The organism is Paenibacillus qinlingensis, assembly GCF_013204845.1.
Lineage (GTDB): Bacteria > Bacillota > Bacilli > Paenibacillales > NBRC-103111 > Paenibacillus_E > Paenibacillus_E qinlingensis.
Genome location: NZ_JABMKY010000013.1, coordinates 99,917 through 118,738 on the forward strand (window position 1 = coordinate 99,917; position 18,822 = coordinate 118,738).

The following is an 18,822-nucleotide window of genomic DNA, read 5'->3' on the forward strand; positions in this document are numbered from 1 at the left end:
GGAGAAAGGCGGTGCCTGGATGACTCGTATTATGGTTGTTGATGATGACGCTGATATCCGAGAGTTGATTCGCGTTTATTTGGCAGGGGAAGGCTTAACGGTTGTGCAAGCCAGCAATGGTCAAGAGGCGCTATCTCTGATGGAATCTGTTCCTGCTGAATTAGTCGTGCTCGATGTTATGATGCCGTTGATGGATGGCTGGGAACTGTGCCGTGAATTGCGATCTCATTACCCAGAACTCCCTTTGTTGATGGTGACCGCGAAGAGTGAGTCTGTTCATAAGGTGAAGGGCTTCCAGCTCGGTACCGACGATTACTTAGTAAAGCCGTTTGATCCCGTAGAGTTAGTCATGAGAGTCAAAGCGCTGTTAAAGCGATATCGGATTCATTCTTCACAAGTCATTCTTATTGGTGGTGTGACCATTGATCGTACAACGTATGAAGTGCGTTATCAAGATCAGCGGGTTACATTGCCGTTGAAGGAATTTGAACTTCTGTATAAGTTCGCTAGTCATGCAGGTCAAATCTTTACGCGTACTCAGCTGATTGAACAAATCTGGGGCATGGATTATGAAGGCGATGAACGCACGGTGGATGTGCACATCAAACGCTTGCGAGAACGTTTCGAGTCCTTCACGGAAGCTTTTCAAATTACAACGATTCGGGGTCTAGGGTACAGGCTTGAGGTGAAGGTATGATCAAATCGCTTTATTTGCGCGTGGTTTTAACCTTTCTTGCCATTGTATTGACCAGCGTGCTTGTCGCGTTTCCTTTGGCTATGTACTTTTTTACGAATATGATCTCAACACAATTTCAATCCGAGATGTTAGCCGTTGGACGTCAAATTGTCTCGTTAAGCAATGAAGTGCAACCAAAGAACCTCTATTCCTTTGTAGCTGGGAGCAATCGACTGAACGAAAATTATTTGTTCACCCTATTTGATTCCAGCGGCACTACACTAGGGCAGCTTCCTGTGGATGCCAAAGGGAGGCCGCGGATACAATCGTCTGAGGTTGCTGATGTGTTGAAGGGGAATATCTACAAAAGCCTGGATTACACGGCTCCATTACGCGGGATTAATGGTATTAAAGTCGGCGTGCCGCTGATCGTTGGTGATCAGAGCTACGCGTTATTCATACATACCAACATCACAGATGCTGCACGCAGCCAACTTCAAACCTTGATCGTATCTGTTCTTGCCATCGTCCTCCTTGTGGGGAGCATACTTATTCTCATCGCTTCGCGTTATCTAGTGAATCCATTGAAGAAGCTAACCCTAGCGACAGAGAAGCTGGCTCGGGGTAATTTCAATGTGAATGTAAGTGTGAATAATAAGGATGAATTAGGCAAACTCGCAGAGAGCTTCAACCATATGGCTGACGAGCTTAAGCAGTTGGAACAGATGCGTCAGGATTTTGTTTCAAACGTGTCACATGAGATTCAATCCCCACTGACCTCGATTCGCGGCTTCTCCAAAGCGTTAAGAGAGTCGGATATCGCTGAAAATGATCGAGTTAAGTATTTGGAGATCATTGAACGTGAGAGTGAACGCCTGTCTCGACTAAGTGAAAATTTACTGAAGCTGGCATCTTTGGAATCTGAGCATCATCCGTTTCATCCTACGATCTATGATTTGGACGAGCAGTTGCGTCGTATTGTTGTTTTCTATGAACCTCAATGGTCGATGAAAGAGTTGGATATGGACCTGTCTCTGCCTCGTGTGAAAATTTTTGCGGATAGTGACCAATTAAGTCAAGTTTGGATGAATGTGATCGGTAATGCGATCAAATTCACAGCTACAGGTGGACATATTTATATCAAGCTTGTTCCACTGCGAGACCGGGTTCAAATATGGATTCAGGATAATGGGATTGGAATTCCAATCGAAGAACAAGGTCGTATTTTTGACCGTTTCTATAAGGTAGATCAAGCTAGACAGCGCGATAGCGGCAGCGGTCTAGGACTTGCCATTGTGAGGAAAATCATTGATATGCACGATGGATCGATTGAAGTACAAAGCGAAGTGGGCAAAGGGACGTTATTTCTTATCGTGTTACCGACAACGCACTCACCAACTAAAAAGAGTTGAACAAGAAACTTGGGATTGTTCACCAAGTTTTTTTGTTTTGTTCATATTGAGTTCATATTGAACCTGTATTCTTGATCTCACAATCATTAGTTGAGGGGAGTACAGGAATGAATCGACTCACACAGTTTTCGATGAAAAACGTTTCCGCGTTATTCATCATCATGATCATGCTTTTTGTAGGCGGCTTGTATTCAGCAACACAGCTCAAGGAAGAGAACATGCCGAACGTTTCCTTCCCAGTTGTGGCCGTTACAACGACCTACACGGGCGCTCCGAAAGACGTTATGGATGAAGTTACCGTACCCATTGAGAAGAAGTTGGCGAATCTAGAAGATTTGGATTCCATGCAATCCACTTCAAGTGATAATTTCTCTATGGTTATTGTTTTCTTCAAGCAAAATGTCGATATCGACAAAAAGAAGCAAGCCGTACAGGACGCCTTATCAACGGTTTCCTTACCAGCTACAGCAGCTGCGCCTAAAGCTTCTACCTTCGGTGCGGCATCCTTCCCTTCCAATTATTTAGTCGCTTATGCGAACGAGGGAGTCAGCCAAACAGAGCTGGATAAAACGTTCAAAGATACGATTAAACCAGGACTTGAAGGTATCAAAGGGATCGACCATATGGACATTATCGGTGCCAGAGATACCTCGCTTGATATCGAGCTAGATGCAGCAGCGCTAGATGTATACGGTTTATCACCAGGCATGGTGAGTAATGCCATTAATACAGCCGCGACGAAAACTCCGATCGGTTCGGTTGATATCGATGGGAATAGTAAAATGACCCGGGTTACCGGCAACTTGTCCAGTCTGTTTGATCTACAAAAAGTAGAGATAACAACGCCAACGGGTGCCATTGTTACCTTGGATCAAGTGTCCAAAGTAAAAGCCATTACGGAGTCCGATTTCAACGGACGCTTGGATGGTAAGCCAGCGATTGGAATGATTTTATATAAAGCTGGCAGTGCGAACGCGGTTGAGTTCTCAGATGAAATTGAGAAGAACATTACGGATTGGAAAACTACGTTACCGAACATTACGTTCAAAAGCACCTTTGACAGTGCCGATCAAATTAAAGAATCCATCTCAGGACTTGTCCGTGAAGGGATTGTCGGTGCGGTTCTTGCCTCACTTATGATTCTGGTCTTCTTACGCAATGTACGAATGACGCTTATCGTTCTCGTCTCGATTCCGCTCTCCATTTTGATCACCTTATTATTAATGTCGCAATTAGATCTCACGCTTAATACGATGACACTTGGTGGGATATTTATCGCGGTAGGACGGGTTGTCGATGACTCGATTGTTGTTATTGAAAACATCTATGCGTCCTTGGAAAAAGCGCAGGAGCGTAAAGAGTCCGTTATTGCTTTAGCAACGAAACAAGTTTCAATGGCGATTACGTCATCTACCTTAGCTACAGTTGGGGTATTTGCCCCACTTGCTTTGGTAACTGGGGTTGTAGGTGGATTCTTCCGACCTTTCGCTTTAACCATTGCTTGTGCACTTCTTTCTTCCTTAATCGTAGCCTTAACGGTTATTCCGATGCTTTCTAAATTACTTGTGTTGCGCAGCAAACCAGGTAAAGTGCAGCATGATGAATCTGCACCAACGAAGTTGACGATGTTTTATGAAAAAGCGCTCACGTGGAGTTTGAAAAATAAAATTAAAACATTGTTAGTCGCCTTAGTCCTGCTCGTTGGTACGATGGTTGGTACGATTCCGTTCTTATCGGTAGCCTTTTTACCTGCGTCAGCTGCATCGCATATCATGTATTTCCAATTAAAATTGCCATACTCTACGTCATTTGATGCAACAGATAGCAAAACGAGAGAAATTGAAACGGTCTTATTAGACCTGAAGGATTCAAAAGGCGAGCCCGTATTTAAATTTGTTGAAGCGCTTGTTGGTTACGCAGGGAATGATGATGAGCAAACGCCGTATGCGTCTCAAATTTTCCTTGAAGTAAATGACAACGTGGATCCTGAACAAGTGAAGGATCAAACGACAGCTTATATATTATCGGAGCTGCCAAATGGTTCTGAAGTTGAGCCAAAATCGATGGAAGGTGACTTCGGCGTATCGAGTACGGACTTCGCCTATACTCTCCAAGGTAATGATCAGCTTCAATTAGAGAAAGCCGCTAAAATGGTGAAAGAGAAATTAAACACTTTCCCTGAGCTTGCCGAAGTTGAAGATAATTTGAGTGATGCCAAAACAGAAATTGAAATTGCCGTTGATCAGAAGAAAGCTAGAGCCTATGGCTTAAGCGCTGCATCCGTTCGAGATGCGGCACGCACCTGGATTTCAAAGCAGAATCTAGGCGATATGAAATTCGATAATATTGTATATACAACTACGGTTTCATTGGAAAAAACGGACAAAGATTCCCTTGAGAAGTTGGGCAATATTCCGTTAACGGCTCAGAATGGCTCGACCATTCTTTTGAAAGAAGTCGCAAAAATCAATGAAACGAAAGGCGCTGCCTCCCTAGCAAGAGAGAATCAGTCGCAGCTTGTGAAAGTTTCTGCCAAAATCAATTCAGACAATAAAACTGCCGTAAGTGCGAAGCTAAGTACGGCTTTGAAAGAGCTAGAACTTCCAGAGGGTGTTACACCACAAATTACAGGCGTATCCGAAGATGTTAACGAAAGCTTTACCCAGTTATTTGTTGCCATGGCTGCTGCGATCTTCGTCGTCTATTTGATCATGGTATTGGCGTTCGGGAATGCAAGTGCACCATTTGCAATTCTGTTCTCGCTTCCTCTAGCTGTTATTGGAGGGCTTTTAGGACTCGTCATTGCAAATGAACCATTAACCGTAACTTCCATGATCGGATTCCTCATGTTGATTGGTATCGTTGTTACGAATGCGATCGTATTGATTGACCGTGCACAACAGTTGCGCGAAGAGGGTTATACCGTTCGTCATGCGCTTATTGAAGCAGGAAAAATCAGACTTCGTCCTATTATCATGACAGCCGGGGCAACCATTATGGCGTTAGTGCCATTAGCACTCGGGATTTCTGCAGAAGGCGGATTGATCGGTAAAGGACTTGGGGTTGTTGTTATTGGTGGTTTGATTACTTCGACGCTCTTGACGCTAGTCGTTGTACCTATTATTTACGAGTTGATTGAAAGTATGAAAAACCGCATTAGCAACATGTTTAATCGGAAAAAAGGCAAAGAAAAAATGACAACGAGTTCGTTAGAGGTATAAGGAGGCACATCGATGATTAACGAAGGTTCACGAAGAGGGCATAGCAAATATCGCTGGATGGGGGTCATTACGCTGTTAACCGCAGCGACGGTATTGGCGACAGCCTGCTCTGCACCAGGGGCTAAGGATGCAGCAACCGTACAGTTAACGCCTAAAGCGGTCAAAACGGAAGCGATCAAGCTTCAGAAAATAAGTAATCCGATTGAACAGGTGGCAGATCTTATAGCCGGAACAACGCTTGATGTGATGGCTAAGGCGAATGGTGAAGTTACCGAAGTTCTGAAGAAACGAGGCGAATATGTGACGAAAGGCGATGTCCTTTTCGTTATTGATAATAAGGATGCCTTATCTAGTAAACGGAAGAGCGAGCTTCAAGTGAAGAGTGCGGCGGATTCCTTGCAGCAAGCTAGAGATAATAAAGTAAATACTCGCAAAGATTTGGCTGATAACGTAGCTCGTTCCCAAACAGCTTTGAATAACGCTCAGCAGGATTACAACAAAATCAGAAATGACTTTGAAGCAGGTGTTGCTGTACAGCGTCAAGTAGATCAAGTTAAACAAGCATTGGATAATGCTCAAATGAGCTTAGATGGTGCACAAAGTAAGCTCTCTGCTTTCGATAATACGGATTCCATCTCAAGTATTGAGACGCAAGCAGAGTCCGCACGTCTATCATTGGAGGACGCTACTCGCTCTTTGGAGAATTTCGAAGTGAAAGCTCCTGGCAGCGGTATTCTGACAGATTTCAATGTCGTGGTTGGTCAAACAGCGTCAGCGGCGGCAGGAAAAGTTGGTCAGGTCCAGCAGATCGATCCTATCAAAATCAAAACGGAGCTATCTGAAACGAACTACCAGCTTGTGAAAAACAAGAAGGAGCTCGTGTACTATAACCCGAATACGCCTGACAAGAAAGGGACAGCTAAGATTAGCTACTTAGCGCCAATCATGAGTGCAGCAACCAAAACCTATACGTTGGAATTGGAAGTTCCGAATCCAGATCGTACGATTCAACCAGGAGGACGTTATCAAGTCCAATTGACAACAGAGACCGAGGAGAAAGTTGCAGTTGTACCTACACTTAGTATCATTCGTGAAGAATCCGATACCTTCGTATTCGTTCAACAAGGTGACCAATATTCGAAACGGAAAGTGAAGCTTGGACGCATTAACGGCGAGTTCCAAGAAGTGCTGGAAGGCGTAAAAGAAGGCGAGCAGCTGGTCATCACGGGACAGAACACGTTGAAAGACGGTCAAAAGGTGACAAGCCCAGCCCCATCCGCACAACCGACTGCATCACCTGCTGCCAAATAGCATCATTGAAATTCATATTAAGGGAGACGTTATAGATGAAAAAAAGACCATGGAAATCCAGTCTAACAGCCATTATGCTGGGAGCAATGATCGTTCAAGGAGGTACCGCAGCTTGGGCTGCGGAGCCTTCCACGCCAACTGTTGTCGCACCAACTGTGAATTATGGTTTAACGAAGGATATTCGCGCTGCTATCAAAAGCGTAGCTGAAACACCGACAGCGACTGGCTCACAGCTTGCTGTGACAGTTCGCTTGTACAATGGTGGCACGGCTCAAAATCGCGTTCCAGAGCATGAGCTTCGCGTGCAAACTTCGAGCGGGATTTCTTACACGCTGAAACCAAGTGCAAGTAATAAAGCTTCCTTGCAACCGAAGGAAATTGCAGAGCTTGTCTATTTCGCATCCATTGACTCCAAGGAAATCGGTAAGATTGAAGGGCTTTCGTTCGTGAATGTCGATTTGTATGCTTATCCGAAAGTTGAGACAACGCTGCTTTCAATGCCAACCACTCAAGTATGGTATGGTGGTACGGGGAGTGCTGCGCTGGAAAGCATTGCTAGTGCAGGGTGGGGGCAAGATTTCACTATTTCTGGTGTGAATTCAGGTCTTACGTATAAGACTGTGGAATCTTCCTTGCAAAATACAGCTACAGGTCGAGTAGCCCTTGTGACAGTCCTTGTAAACAATCCGGGTGGGGGTCGTGAGACGGTACCTGCTTTCCGTGTCGATGCGCAATCGGAGTCGAAAAACTATGAAGGAAAACGAACAGAAGTGGCTCCAGTTGTCTTGGCAGCAGGAGAAACGACTTACATCCACTACGCAATTCCAGTGGAAAGCGGTGTGACGTTAACGAATGTGGTCGTGCTATCGACGGATACGTTTGTACCGAAAGACGGCGGTCAACCATCTGAATTGGCAACAGCTAAGTTGGCGATCAACTGGCCGGTAGATGGGGCGAGTGCAGCAGCAGAAGCGTATACGATCGGCAAACCGATTTCTTTCAATGCACAAACCAAAGTGATTGATAAAGCGACGGAAGTATCCTTAATGGAGCTGCACTTGCATGAGAACCCGGGTGAAGGCTACAAGACTGCAGTCGCGAAATTTAAATTAACGAACACAAGCACAACACCAACCGCAACACCAGCATTCTTGACGGAGCTAACAAGTAAGCTAGGAGCTTCCTACCAAGGTGTTCGTCAAACGAATGTGACTAGCATGTTGAATCCCGGACTCAGCTATGTGGTCAGCTATTCTTATATTGTTCCACAATCGGAAGATAGTGAAAGCTTTGCTCTGAAAATATTAGACGCACAGGCTGCAGCACCGTTTACGACGACGATTGCTGCTCTGCAAACGGACCTACAGAAGGAAACGACGGATAATATTATCTCCTTGTACCCGATTGATGTAACGTTCAAAGACATATCCGTCAGTATGCAATATGCTCAGGGGACATACAGCTATAAGGTGAAATTGGATCTAAGTATTTCTCAAGCTCCAAATGTTGTAGTTGATAACAATTTCTCCAAATTAAGATTTGAGATCGTTGATAGTTTAGGACGTGTTGTAGGTTCTAAAGACGCATCTTTTAATGGGCCTAATAAGTTAATTAGTGGCAGTCAAATCATTGATGCAACAGGTGCCAATTTGGATCAATTTAGCTCTCCATTCACGATTAATGTCTATGAAGCCATTGATACACCAACGGGAGTTGCTAAACGTTTAATCAAAGTAATGAAATAATTGCGTAAGCAACGTACAGAAAAAGCAGCCTGTTAGTAGAGTACATCTACTGGCGGGCTGCTTTCTTTTGTTAGTATCCGTTTAACGCTGCACCCTTGCTTTCACGGATTTCGCATAATCCGATGGGGACATGCCGACGGTTTTCTTAAAATCCCTTGAAAAATAATGAATGCTTGTATAGCCAAGTAAACTAGCAATTTCTGTTATGTTATAAGGTCCTTCGCGCATATAGGTTTTGGCTTGCTCGATTTTGAGGGATTTGAAGGCTTCCATAATGCCCATCCCCTTCTGGGATTGAAAGAGCTCCTTCATACGACTTTTGCCCAGATGAAAGGTCTGGCAGAGGTCATCAAGGGTAAATGAATCTGCAAGATGCTCACTCAAATAGGCCATAATCTGACCGACTAGCCCGACCTCAGCTTTTTCCTTTTGCAAGGAGGATTGTTTCAATTTCTGAGCTTCCTGAACGTTTCCACGAGCTGCTTGCTTACGGATGAGCGTGATAAGGAGGATTTCTAAATAAGCTTTGATAAGCTGCTCACTAGCAAATGACGCTTCTTCGTTTCTTTCTAACAAATGAACGGAAGGCGAATCGAAGGGAGGGAGAAACGCATGAAATCCCTCTTGGGTGATGATTGAAAGCATATTGCGTTCGCGATCGCCTAACGGTACGACTTTATTAGCTAGCTGAGACATGGCCTCAGAATGGCAGGCGAAGGCGATGACGATGAGATTAGGCGGCTTATGTGCATGTCTGACATGAACGGTATGAAACTCCTCAGGCTTGTGGAAAATCATATTCCCCTGCTGGAGGGTATGGATGACATCATCGGCGCGCACCTCGACTTCACCTTTGTCCACGTAGAGAATTTCCCAGAAGTCGTGCTGTTCACCATCAAATACAAAGCCTTTGGCATATTCAAAATAGTGAAAGGAAATGAGCGCTTCGATTGAAAGTGATTCCTGTAAATAAATTCTTGGGAAATCCATGCTGTCCGTCCTCTCTAGGGGATTTTCTTCCCGATTACAGCCATTTTACCATATTCAAATTAGCTAGAGTGCAAATAATTCGGCTTAATAGATAAATCCAATGGGACATCACTCTTTTATAATAAAGGAAAGAAGCGGAGGCGATTATCAATGAAAAAAGGGATTAATATTTGGTCATTTCCAGGCTCCATGAGCGTGAAAGATTGCATTACGACTGCGAAAAAAGCCGGCTTTGATGGCATTGAGTTAGCTTTGAACGAAACAGGTGAGCTTAGTCTGGAAAGCACGGAAAGCGAAGTGCGTGCGTACCGCCAGCATGCTGACGATACAGGGATTGAGGTAAGCAGCTTAGCAACAGGCTTATTCTGGTCCTATTCCTTGACAAGCAGTGCCCCGCAAACGCGCCAGAAAGCGAAGGACATTGTGAAGAAGCAGCTTGAGCACGCCGCGGCACTTGGTGTTGATACGATTTTGGTTGTGCCTGGTGCAGTAGGTGTTGATTTCATACCTGATTCTGAAGTGGTTCCGTATGACCAAGCTTATGACTACTCCTTAGAAGCGATTCAGGAGCTTTCGGCGGTTGCCGAGTCCTTGAAGGTTTCGATTGGGATTGAAAATGTGTGGAACAAATTTTTACTATCACCGCTGGAAATGCGGGATTTTATTGATAAAGTTAACTCCCCATATGTAGGTGCGTATTTCGATGTAGGAAACGTGATCTTCTCTGGGTATCCGGAGCACTGGATTTCTATTTTGAGCCATCGCATCAAAAAAGTACATTTCAAAGACTATCGCCGCGCAGCTGGCGGTTTACATGGTTTCGTTGACCTGCTTGCAGGCGATGTGAATTATCCGGAAGTAGTGAAGGCCCTTCAAACCATCGGGTACGAAGATTATGTGATCGCTGAAATGATCCCTGGCTATACGCATCACGGTGAGCAAATTGTTTACAACACATCAGGCGCTATGGATGCTATTCTAGGGAGGAAATAATCATGCTAAGAATCGGATTAGTTGGACTAGGCTTCATGGGAAGAACACATTTGGAGAATTATGTACGCTTGGAAGCAGAAGGTGTTGCGATTAAAGTTGTCGCGTTATGTGATATTGACCCGGTTAAACTAGAAGGCAACGCAGTTGCTGGCAATATTGATACAGGTGATTCGGCGATCGATTTCAACCTCTATGCGAAATATACAAGTGTGTCCGAGATGATTGAGAAAGAACAACTGGATTACGTGGATCTAGCTCTCCCGACATACCTGCACCGTGATATTACGATAGAATGTCTAAATAAAGGGCTGCACGTGCTGTGTGAGAAGCCAATGGCTTCAAATCCGCAAGAGTGTGCAGAGATGATTGAAGCTGCTGAAGCGAATGGTAAGCAGTTGATGATTGGACAGTGTCTGCGCTTTTGGCCAGCCTATGTATACTTGAAAGAAGCTGTAGAGAATGGGACTTACGGTAATGTAACAAGTGGTTATTTCTACCGCGGCGGCGCTACGCCGACTTGGGGACCATGGCTAATCGACAAAGAGAAGAGCGGCGGCGCTTTGCTCGATATGCATGTTCATGATATTGATATGGTCAATTGGCTGTTCGGAAAACCCGGATCTGTCTCCTGCTTAGCACGTAACGTAGTTCCAGGCAGTGGCTATGATGTCGTGTCCACGAATTATTTGTACGGGGATGGCAAAGTTATCAATGCGCAAGCCGACTGGACACTGGAAGGTGACTATGGCTTTGACATGCAGTACCGCGTTAATTTCGAAAAAGCGAACATTATTTTTGGCGCGAACGGCCTAAAAGTAAATCCGAATGATGCGCCTGGGTTTAACCCAGAGCTTTCACCAGAGATGGGCTACTACTTGGAGCTGAAATACTTCGTGGAGACGCTCCTATCAGGGGAGTCGATTACAACAGCAACACCTGCAAGTACACGGGAAACGATTGAAATTGCTGTCGCTGAGATCACATCTGCAGACAAGCAAGGTGCTTGGGTAGAAGTGAAATAAAGGACTTTGAAAATCGAGATTTATGAGACAATAATTTTGATATCGTTAAAATATAAGGTTATTAACGCGTGAAGCACACGCCGCTAGCTCTCTTTTTGGAGCTAGCGGCGTTTTTATTTTTTTAGGAGGCGATTAAGTGTTTGAGAAGGAATATTCAATCTTTTGGAAGGAACAAATGCAAAGTGCAAGTGGGCAGCGGCTTGAGATGTTGGGCAGAGATTTGACTGGAACGAAGAAACTATTGGAGGGTGTGCTGTTACCGGTATTGGGGACACTCGATGGTTTGGTGCTTGAATATGAGATGTTGAGTTTGTCAGGGGCCAAAATATATGGTGACGTGTGTCACCCCTTGCTGCGGATCGTGTTCGAGGAGGATAGCTTCGTTACTCACGCCGAGAAAATCACGAGAGACCGCTTTTCATTTGAGAGGGCGCGAGCACGTTCAGTTGCGATACTTGGGTACACTTACTTCCCGTATAGTCGCGATGAACTAGAGAAAAAAACGAGTTTCTGCCAAAGAAACTTATACGAATTGATTGGCCGTATTGGAAATGTAGAAGGTGCAGGGTTGAACCAGCTGCCTGTATATGAGCGGGAAGTTTTGAGATTCGCGTTGCTATGTAATAACCCTTTTCTATTGACGGATGTTTGTAGGTGGCTTCAATTAAAGAGAGAGACTTGCCGCAAAATAATGCGAGAGTTGGAATACAAACGTTTGGTGCACGCAATCGGCGGAGGTTCTATGAGATGTCATAAATTTATGATTACTGAAAAGGCTATTGCTCTTTTGCATCGTAATTAATAATTCGGTTTGAGGTGAGTTAGTCGAAGAAATCGACTAACTCACACCCGGAAGCGCCTCGTGAGAAGAAGTTAGTCGAAGAAATCGACTAACTCGCACCCGGAAGCGCCCCGCGAGAAGGAGTTAGTCGAAGAAATCGACTAACTCGCACCAGAAGCGCCCCGCGAGAAGGAGTTAGTCGAAGAAATCGACTAACTCGCACCAGAAGAGCCTCGCGAGAAGTAGTTAGTCGAAGAAATCGACTAACTCGCGCTCGGAAGCGCCCCGCGAGAAGGAGTTAGTCGAAGAAATCGACTAACTCGCGCCCGGAAGCGCCTCGCGAGAAGGAGTTAGTCGAAGAAATCGACTAACTCGCACCCGGAAGCGCCCCCTCTAGGAGTTAGTCGAAGAAATCGACTAACTCCTAGAGGGAGGATACAGCAAGTCTGAGTGTTAATTATTTGTATTTGACTGCAATCGCTTTCGTATTCTATGCTAATTGCATTTGTAATAACTAGAGGTGAAGACGAATGAAAGACATAGATTCAACAGCATCGTGGCAAAAACTCCGTCTATTCGCAGTCACTTGGCCGATTTTTATTGACTCTGTTTTACGCATGATGTTAGGTACTGCGGATGTTTTCATGTTAAGCCGAATTTCCGATGAAGTAACGGGAGCCGTGGGTTTAGCGAATGAAATCATCGTGTTCTGTATTTTGATGTTTGGTTTTGTAGGTATTGGAACGAGTGTGGCTGTTGCACAGCATCTCGGAGCAGGCAAGGTGAAGGAAGCAAGTCGGATTTCTGCCTTAGCCATTACGATTAATTTGATTTTTGGCATTCTGGTGAGTATCGCGTTAGTCGTGTTTGGTGAGCCGTTGATGCATCTGATGCATTTGGATCCTCAGCAAATTGCGATCGCCAAGAAATACTTAACGATCATCTCCGCATTTATTTGGATTGAAGCATTGTCGTATGCGATTTCTTCTGTACTACGCTCTAATGGTCAGACCCGAGACGTGATGTTCGTTACGTTGGGGGTTAATGTGATTCACATTGTAGGTAACAGTCTCCTGATTTTCGGAAATCTGGGTTTCCCTGAATGGGGGGTTACGGGCGCGGCTGTTTCAACGGTTGTAAGTCGACTTCTTGGACTTATTGTTCTTGTGGTCATCTTGTACCGTCGCTTACAGGTTCCCATTCTACTCAAGCATTATGTGACATTCAAGTCGAAGATTGTGAAGCAAATTCTTAGTATTGGATTACCTTCTGCTGGAGAGCATATTTCATGGCAGTCCCAATATTTGATGATTTTCAGCTTTATTAATATTATCGGGGCCACAGCGCTAAGTGCGCATGTGTACGTGATGAATGTAACCAATTATTTCATGGCCTTGGGCATGGCAATTGGCATGGGGACCGAAATTATTATTGGCCATATGGTGGGTGCAGGGGCTTTCCAAGCAGCTTATCATAAGTTGATCCGAAGCTTGAAAATTACTTTTGTTCTAACATTCGTTATCGTGGGCATTACATCGATTTTCCGTAGGGAACTGCTTGGACTATTTACAGATAATCCCGATATTATTGCTATGGGATCGACCATTCTACTTCTTTCTATCATTCTAGAACCCGGTAGAACTTTTAACTTGGTTGTCATTAATTCCTTACGTGCTGCTGGAGATGCTAGATTCCCTGTGATGATGGGGGTCGTCTCGATGTGGGGGATTGCTGTTCCATTAGCCTACTATCTGGGTATTCATATGGAGATGGGTTTACTGGGTGTATGGATTGCTTTTACAGTTGATGAGTGGGTGAGAGGCTTGCTGATGTATCTGCGTTGGCGGAGCCGTGTGTGGCAAAGTAAATCACTAGTTAAACCAAGCGGTGAGGCATTGGCCCAAACAGCTTAATGGTAAATGAAGAAGCCTAGAACTCTTGATGAGAGAGTGCTAGGCTTCTTTCGTATTATGAAAAAGATGACAAGAAGGTTGTGGCTGGCGGCTGGTAATCATACTATATTCAGTTTCTTGTAAAAGTATTGGATGTTTGCAGGAAATCATAGAAAACGTGCTAGTGTACCCCTGTATAGATGTGGATCGCATCTCTTAGAAACTCTGCCGTACCTGGTTGCTTCACATCATAGTAGGCTTTGAAACGTTCATCATCCACATACATTTGGGCAAGCCCAGCATGCGCTTCTTTACTGTATTCACTCCAATAGGACATGAGCCATTGTTTGTGCAAATCAGCGGCTTTTTGTGCAAGTTCACTTGCAGGATCTCCTAGCTTGAAAGCCTCAGCTAAGGTATCGGCTACTTCCCCCGCTAATCGAGTCACCTCTTCGTGCTGTTCTTGCGTCATATTGTGTAGTTTTTGATTGCTCTTATTCACTTGGTCATCGCCGTATTTCTCACGAATCTCTTTCCCGTATTTCTTCTCGTTATCATCAATTAACTTTTGTTTGAAACCTTCAAATTTCTCTTTATTCGACATGGTAAGTCTCCCTTCTTTGGAAGCAATGGTTTGTTCAACATTGGCAATGAGAATATCCAATTGTCTCCGCTTGTCGAGAAGTTGTTCTCGATGGTCCATCAGTGCACGGGTTCCGTCATAAGTTGGGGACGACATGATTTCTTTAATTTGCTCCAGAGAAATGCCCAGCTCCCGATAAAATAAAATCTGCTGCAGTCGATCCACCTCATTTTGCCCATAGATGCGATATCCAGATGAGTTGATTCTTGCCGGCATAAGAAGTTCAATCTCATCATAGTAGCGTAGTGTACGGGTGCTGATTCCAGCCAACTTCCCCAAGTGCTGTACCGTGTATTCCATCTGCTCACCTCCTGACAACTTAACTGTAAAGGTTTACGTAGCGTGAATGTCAATACCTTTTTTTATCTTGTGGGATGACCAAGAGCCCTTGAGCCCTGAGGGCAGAAGGGTGTCTTGTGAAAATGGGAATGAGAGCGTGCAGCGCAGTGATAGCCGCCACCAGGTGATAACAACAGCCCATAGTATAGCTTGTCCATTCGTAAAATATACAGTTAAGACAGGTCCATCACTGCGAATAGAAGACCTTCTTTTTCGATGACGTCAAAGGGTTGAAGCCTTGCGTTAGGAACATTGTGGCAACGGCCTGTGTGCACTTCAAAGGTCCAGCCATGCAGCGGACATTCCAATTCACCATTCTCAAGTTCGACCGCATAACCAGCGTGGGGGCATCGGCTAGAGAGCAACGTGTAGACACCATCCGCTTCCGTAAGGAAAAATCGCTTGCCATTCACTTTCACTTCGGACGGGTTTGCAGTAAACTGTTCCTTAGAACCAATTAGGATTTCAGTCATGGGGATGCTCCTTTTCACAAGGGGATATATATCTTCATTTATTTTATTATAATCCAAACGACAGCAAAGATCTCTAAGCAGATGGCAAAAACAAAGGAGCACGATCCACATGAGTACACTTTCTCCATTAGCAGCAGCCTTTCGCGAAACCTCGTATCCAGTAGGTGGGCACGGCCGCAGAAATATTCAAATTTTAAAAGAAGCCTTGGATGGGCTGGACGGCAAGCTTGAGAGTGATATATATGGAACCGGTGAAAGTATCGAGAGCTTCCAGGCGGAAATGGCCGCGTATCTTGGCAAAGAGAAGGCTGTGTTCTTCCCCAGCGGGACGATGGCACAGCAGATTGCTCTACGTATTTGGTGTGATGAGAAGGGAATCCGCAAGGTTGCGTATCATCCGCTAAGTCATTTGGAAATTCATGAAGAGGATGGCTTGAAGGAGCTGCACCAGATTGAATCGATTTTGCTGGGTGAGAAGGATCGCTTGATTCGATTGGATGAGATTCTTGAGCTAAAAGAGGAAATTGCATGTCTATTGATTGAGTTGCCTCAGCGAGAAATTGGTGGTGTATTGCCTCCGTATGAAGAGCTCGTAGCGATTTCGGCACATTGTCGTGCGAAGGGAATCAAGTTGCAGTTGGATGGTGCGAGGTTATACGAGGTGCTGCCATACTACCAGAAGTCTGCGGCAGAGCTGTGTGCGCTTTTCGATAGTGTGTACATCTCTTTCTACAAAGGAATCGGTGGGATAGCAGGTGCGATTCTGGCTGGCGATGAGGCGTTTACGGCGAAATCGAAGGTTTGGAAAAGGCGGCATGGCGGCGATTTGATCTCTCTATATCCTTATTACCTCAGTGCAAGCTACTATTTCAAACAACGTGAGCCAAAGATGGGGCAATATTATGAGGAAGCGCGGGAGCTTGCTGCACGTTATAATAACTGTCAGCACGTGACTACCTTGCCGCGGGTACCGGTTACGAATATGTTCCACGTTCATATCTCGATGCCAAAAGAGAAGCTGGAGCCGATCCTAATTGGGTTGTATGCGGAGACAAGCGTAGGGTTGATACATTATCTGCGTGAATCAAGTGAGGGGATTTGTTCGTTCGAAGTAAGCATTGGGGATGCATTCGGACAAATTCCAAAGGATCTGCTGAAGTTGACGTTTGATCGGTTGGACGCAGGGTTGCGGAAGGGATAGCAAGCCGATCTATCTATGAAGTGTAACTCATAGCGCACTGTTGTTCTGCTTGGTTTGATGAAGCGGAACAACAGTGCGCTATTTGCTGTTAAGGAACGCTGATTTGAGGCAATCGTAACTTTGTACTCCACGTGGGTAGAGCGGTGTTACTGAATAGGCGTAAATCGTAACATTTGTCACCTTAATCCGTCAGATTGTAGGTGTTGATGCTCGAGAAGAATCGGTATACTTCAAAAAGTAAGCCCTTACATTTTATTGCGGATCTATCTCATGGTCAGGAGGAGGGACACCTAGCAAAGACCGCCAGGTAATCAAATGGTCGTTATTACTTACACTATTGGAGGGAAATGATATGTTCAAAAAGAGCTTAGCTTTGATACTCAGTCTGGCCAGTATTATGATGATATTCGGCATACTTCCGGCATTTGCTGCAAATGGGCCGATAACTTGGGGGTCTTCAGTCACTATTGCGAATATCAACACATTTACAGATGCCGGAACGGATGCACGTGGCATTAGTCCAGGTACTTTCGGCTCGGAATACCCGCGAATGATCAAGCTTGCCAATGGGAACTGGTTAGCGGTTGCAGCTATATATGATAATAACGGTTATACCAAAGTATCCTGGGGTGGTACGCGATTGCAGGTATTCCTCAGCACAGATAATTGCCGTACGTGGACTTTAGCGGCGACGTTATGGGAAGATGGACGTGATCTGGATAACGGACAATTCGCGCAGCTGGCGAACGGTGATATTTTGTTGGCGATGAGATCAGTGCGTTGGCAGGAATCTTACCAGTTAAAAGTGTACAAAAGTACGAATGGTGGCACAAATTGGAGCTATCTAAGCACCATCGATGAGAAAACGGGTGCTCCTGGTACACTGGGCAATCCAGATAAAGGCGTATACGAGCCGCATATGCAAATTTTGAGCGACGGCACGCTGGCTGTCATGTATGCGAACGAAAAGCATGTGACGGAGAGTCCATCGTATAGTCAAATTATTTCGGAGAAGCTTTCTACGAACGGCGGCGCAAGCTGGGGAAGTGAGATTTATGTTGCTTGGGATCCAAGCAATGCAGCAGCACGGCCTGGTATGCCGGTATGGCAAAAAATGAACAATGGCCAGTATATGGTGACCTTTGAGGTTTGTGGTACGCAAAGCTGTAATGTGTTTATAAAGAAAAGCAGTGATGGCAAAACGTGGGCAAGCGGTATCGGCACGCAAGTACCAAGTCAACAAGGTGGTCCTTATCTGCTTTCACTGACAGATGGGAGGATCTTACTGACCTCCAATGCCAATGTGCTTTCCATTTCCAATGATTACGGCAATTCCTGGTATACCAATGATACGACAGCTTTTGGCAACTCGTTCTGGTCCGCTATGTATCAAACAACTTCGAACGAAATTGCATTTATCGACTCGGTTAACCGAACTGGCGGTGGTCATAATGTCCAGGTGAAGTTCGGCACGTTGTTGAGCACGTATTCGAATGATTTTGCCTCCAATGATTCGGGGTGGGCTCGTTATGGAGGAACTTGGACAATTAGCGGGGGAACCTACAATGTAACTTCAGCGAGCGGAGATAAATCGATACTTACTCCGTATCCGTCCAAGCGAAACTATACCCTTGAAGGAGATATTAAGCTTAACAACGCGGGACAAGGCAGTCTTATTTTTAATGTGACGAATCCAGCGACGGGAACAGACAGTTTGAATGGGTACGCAGCGGGTATTGATTCGGCGGGGCAAGTGTGGTTAGGTCGTTTTAACAATAACTGGACGCAACTGGGGCTTGTCAGCACAACGATCAGCACGAACACCTGGTATCACATGAAGATCGTAGTCAATGAAGGAAATATTAAGGTGTACGTAGGCGATATGGCTACGCCAAAAATTAATTTTACCGATACAACATTTGTAAGTGGGACGATCGGGGTCCGTGGTGGCTTCGGGAATAGTGTGAGTTTTGACAATATATCTCTGAACTAACTTGTTTACAACTAATCTATTGAAAAAAAAGAGCCCAAGGGCTCTTTTTTGATAGATATAAAGTATTAGTTATGAGGTAAGAGCAGCAGAGGGAACTCGTTGTGAGGCAAGGTTAGTTTTTATTTTTAAT

14 protein-coding genes are annotated in these 18,822 nt (G+C 45.0%); 11 read left to right on the forward strand and 3 right to left on the reverse strand.

Translation table 11 applies throughout. The features are described from left to right. Positions 1-19 precede the first annotated feature (19 nt). The 5 genes from HQN88_RS22055 to HQN88_RS22075 all read left to right on the forward strand — a co-directional run bounded on the left by HQN88_RS22055 (position 20) and on the right by HQN88_RS22075 (position 8,365). A complete protein-coding gene (locus HQN88_RS22055) occupies positions 20-697 on the forward strand; it encodes a response regulator transcription factor (RefSeq protein ID WP_173116542.1) in 678 nt (225 codons plus the stop codon). Then, positions 694-2,088, forward strand: a complete 1,395-nt coding sequence (locus HQN88_RS22060; protein WP_173116544.1) for a sensor histidine kinase — start codon at positions 694-696, stop codon at positions 2,086-2,088. The genes HQN88_RS22055 and HQN88_RS22060 overlap by 4 nt, the downstream gene beginning before the upstream one ends. A 107-nt stretch (positions 2,089-2,195) precedes the next feature. Further along, positions 2,196-5,309: an efflux RND transporter permease subunit gene (locus HQN88_RS22065; RefSeq protein ID WP_173116546.1), complete on the forward strand. Its 3,114-nt coding sequence runs from the start codon at positions 2,196-2,198 to the stop codon at positions 5,307-5,309. 12 nt (positions 5,310-5,321) lie between these two features. Next, the gene (locus HQN88_RS22070; protein ID WP_173116548.1) at positions 5,322-6,620 is read left to right on the forward strand and encodes an efflux RND transporter periplasmic adaptor subunit; all 1,299 of its coding nucleotides are present in this window, start codon (positions 5,322-5,324) and stop codon (positions 6,618-6,620) included. Between the two features lie 35 nt (positions 6,621-6,655). Next, the gene (locus HQN88_RS22075; RefSeq protein ID WP_173116550.1) at positions 6,656-8,365 is read left to right on the forward strand and encodes a hypothetical protein; all 1,710 of its coding nucleotides are present in this window, start codon (positions 6,656-6,658) and stop codon (positions 8,363-8,365) included. Positions 8,366-8,446: 81 nt separating this feature from the next. Here HQN88_RS22075 and HQN88_RS22080 read toward each other — a convergent pair whose 3' ends face one another. Then, a complete protein-coding gene (locus HQN88_RS22080) occupies positions 8,447-9,355 on the reverse strand; it encodes an AraC family transcriptional regulator (RefSeq protein ID WP_173116552.1) in 909 nt (302 codons plus the stop codon). Between the two features lie 150 nt (positions 9,356-9,505). Between HQN88_RS22080 and HQN88_RS22085 the strand changes: the two genes are divergently transcribed. From HQN88_RS22085 to HQN88_RS22100, 4 genes are all read left to right on the forward strand, one after another. Then, the gene (locus tag HQN88_RS22085) at positions 9,506-10,348 is read left to right on the forward strand and encodes a sugar phosphate isomerase/epimerase family protein (RefSeq protein WP_173116554.1); all 843 of its coding nucleotides are present in this window, start codon (positions 9,506-9,508) and stop codon (positions 10,346-10,348) included. A 2-nt stretch (positions 10,349-10,350) separates the two neighbouring features. Next, complete coding sequence (locus tag HQN88_RS22090; protein WP_173116556.1) at positions 10,351-11,370, forward strand: Gfo/Idh/MocA family protein; 1,020 nt, start codon at positions 10,351-10,353, stop codon at positions 11,368-11,370. 136 nt (positions 11,371-11,506) lie between these two features. Beyond that, the gene (locus HQN88_RS22095; RefSeq protein ID WP_173116558.1) at positions 11,507-12,172 is read left to right on the forward strand and encodes a hypothetical protein; all 666 of its coding nucleotides are present in this window, start codon (positions 11,507-11,509) and stop codon (positions 12,170-12,172) included. A 509-nt stretch (positions 12,173-12,681) separates the two neighbouring features. Next, positions 12,682-14,064, forward strand: coding sequence for an MATE family efflux transporter (locus HQN88_RS22100; RefSeq protein WP_173116560.1), 1,383 nt, complete (start codon positions 12,682-12,684; stop codon positions 14,062-14,064). A 160-nt stretch (positions 14,065-14,224) separates the two neighbouring features. On the opposite strand, the gene HQN88_RS22105 is transcribed toward HQN88_RS22100, so the two are convergent. Further along, the gene (locus tag HQN88_RS22105; protein WP_173116562.1) at positions 14,225-14,986 is read right to left on the reverse strand and encodes a MerR family transcriptional regulator; all 762 of its coding nucleotides are present in this window, start codon (positions 14,984-14,986) and stop codon (positions 14,225-14,227) included. A 212-nt stretch (positions 14,987-15,198) separates the two neighbouring features. Beyond that, positions 15,199-15,498: a Rieske (2Fe-2S) protein gene (locus HQN88_RS22110; protein WP_173116564.1), complete on the reverse strand. Its 300-nt coding sequence runs from the start codon at positions 15,496-15,498 to the stop codon at positions 15,199-15,201. Between the two features lie 109 nt (positions 15,499-15,607). On the opposite strand from HQN88_RS22110, the gene HQN88_RS22115 reads away from it, so the two are divergent. Together HQN88_RS22115 and HQN88_RS22120 are read left to right on the forward strand one after the other, a co-directional pair. Further along, on the forward strand, positions 15,608-16,699 hold the full coding sequence (locus HQN88_RS22115) for a threonine aldolase family protein (protein ID WP_173116566.1): 1,092 nt from the start codon (positions 15,608-15,610) through the stop codon (positions 16,697-16,699). 352 nt (positions 16,700-17,051) lie between these two features. Beyond that, a complete protein-coding gene (locus HQN88_RS22120) occupies positions 17,052-18,692 on the forward strand; it encodes a 3-keto-alpha-glucoside-1,2-lyase-like domain-containing protein (protein WP_173116568.1) in 1,641 nt (546 codons plus the stop codon). The last annotated feature ends 130 nt before the right edge of the window (positions 18,693-18,822 follow it).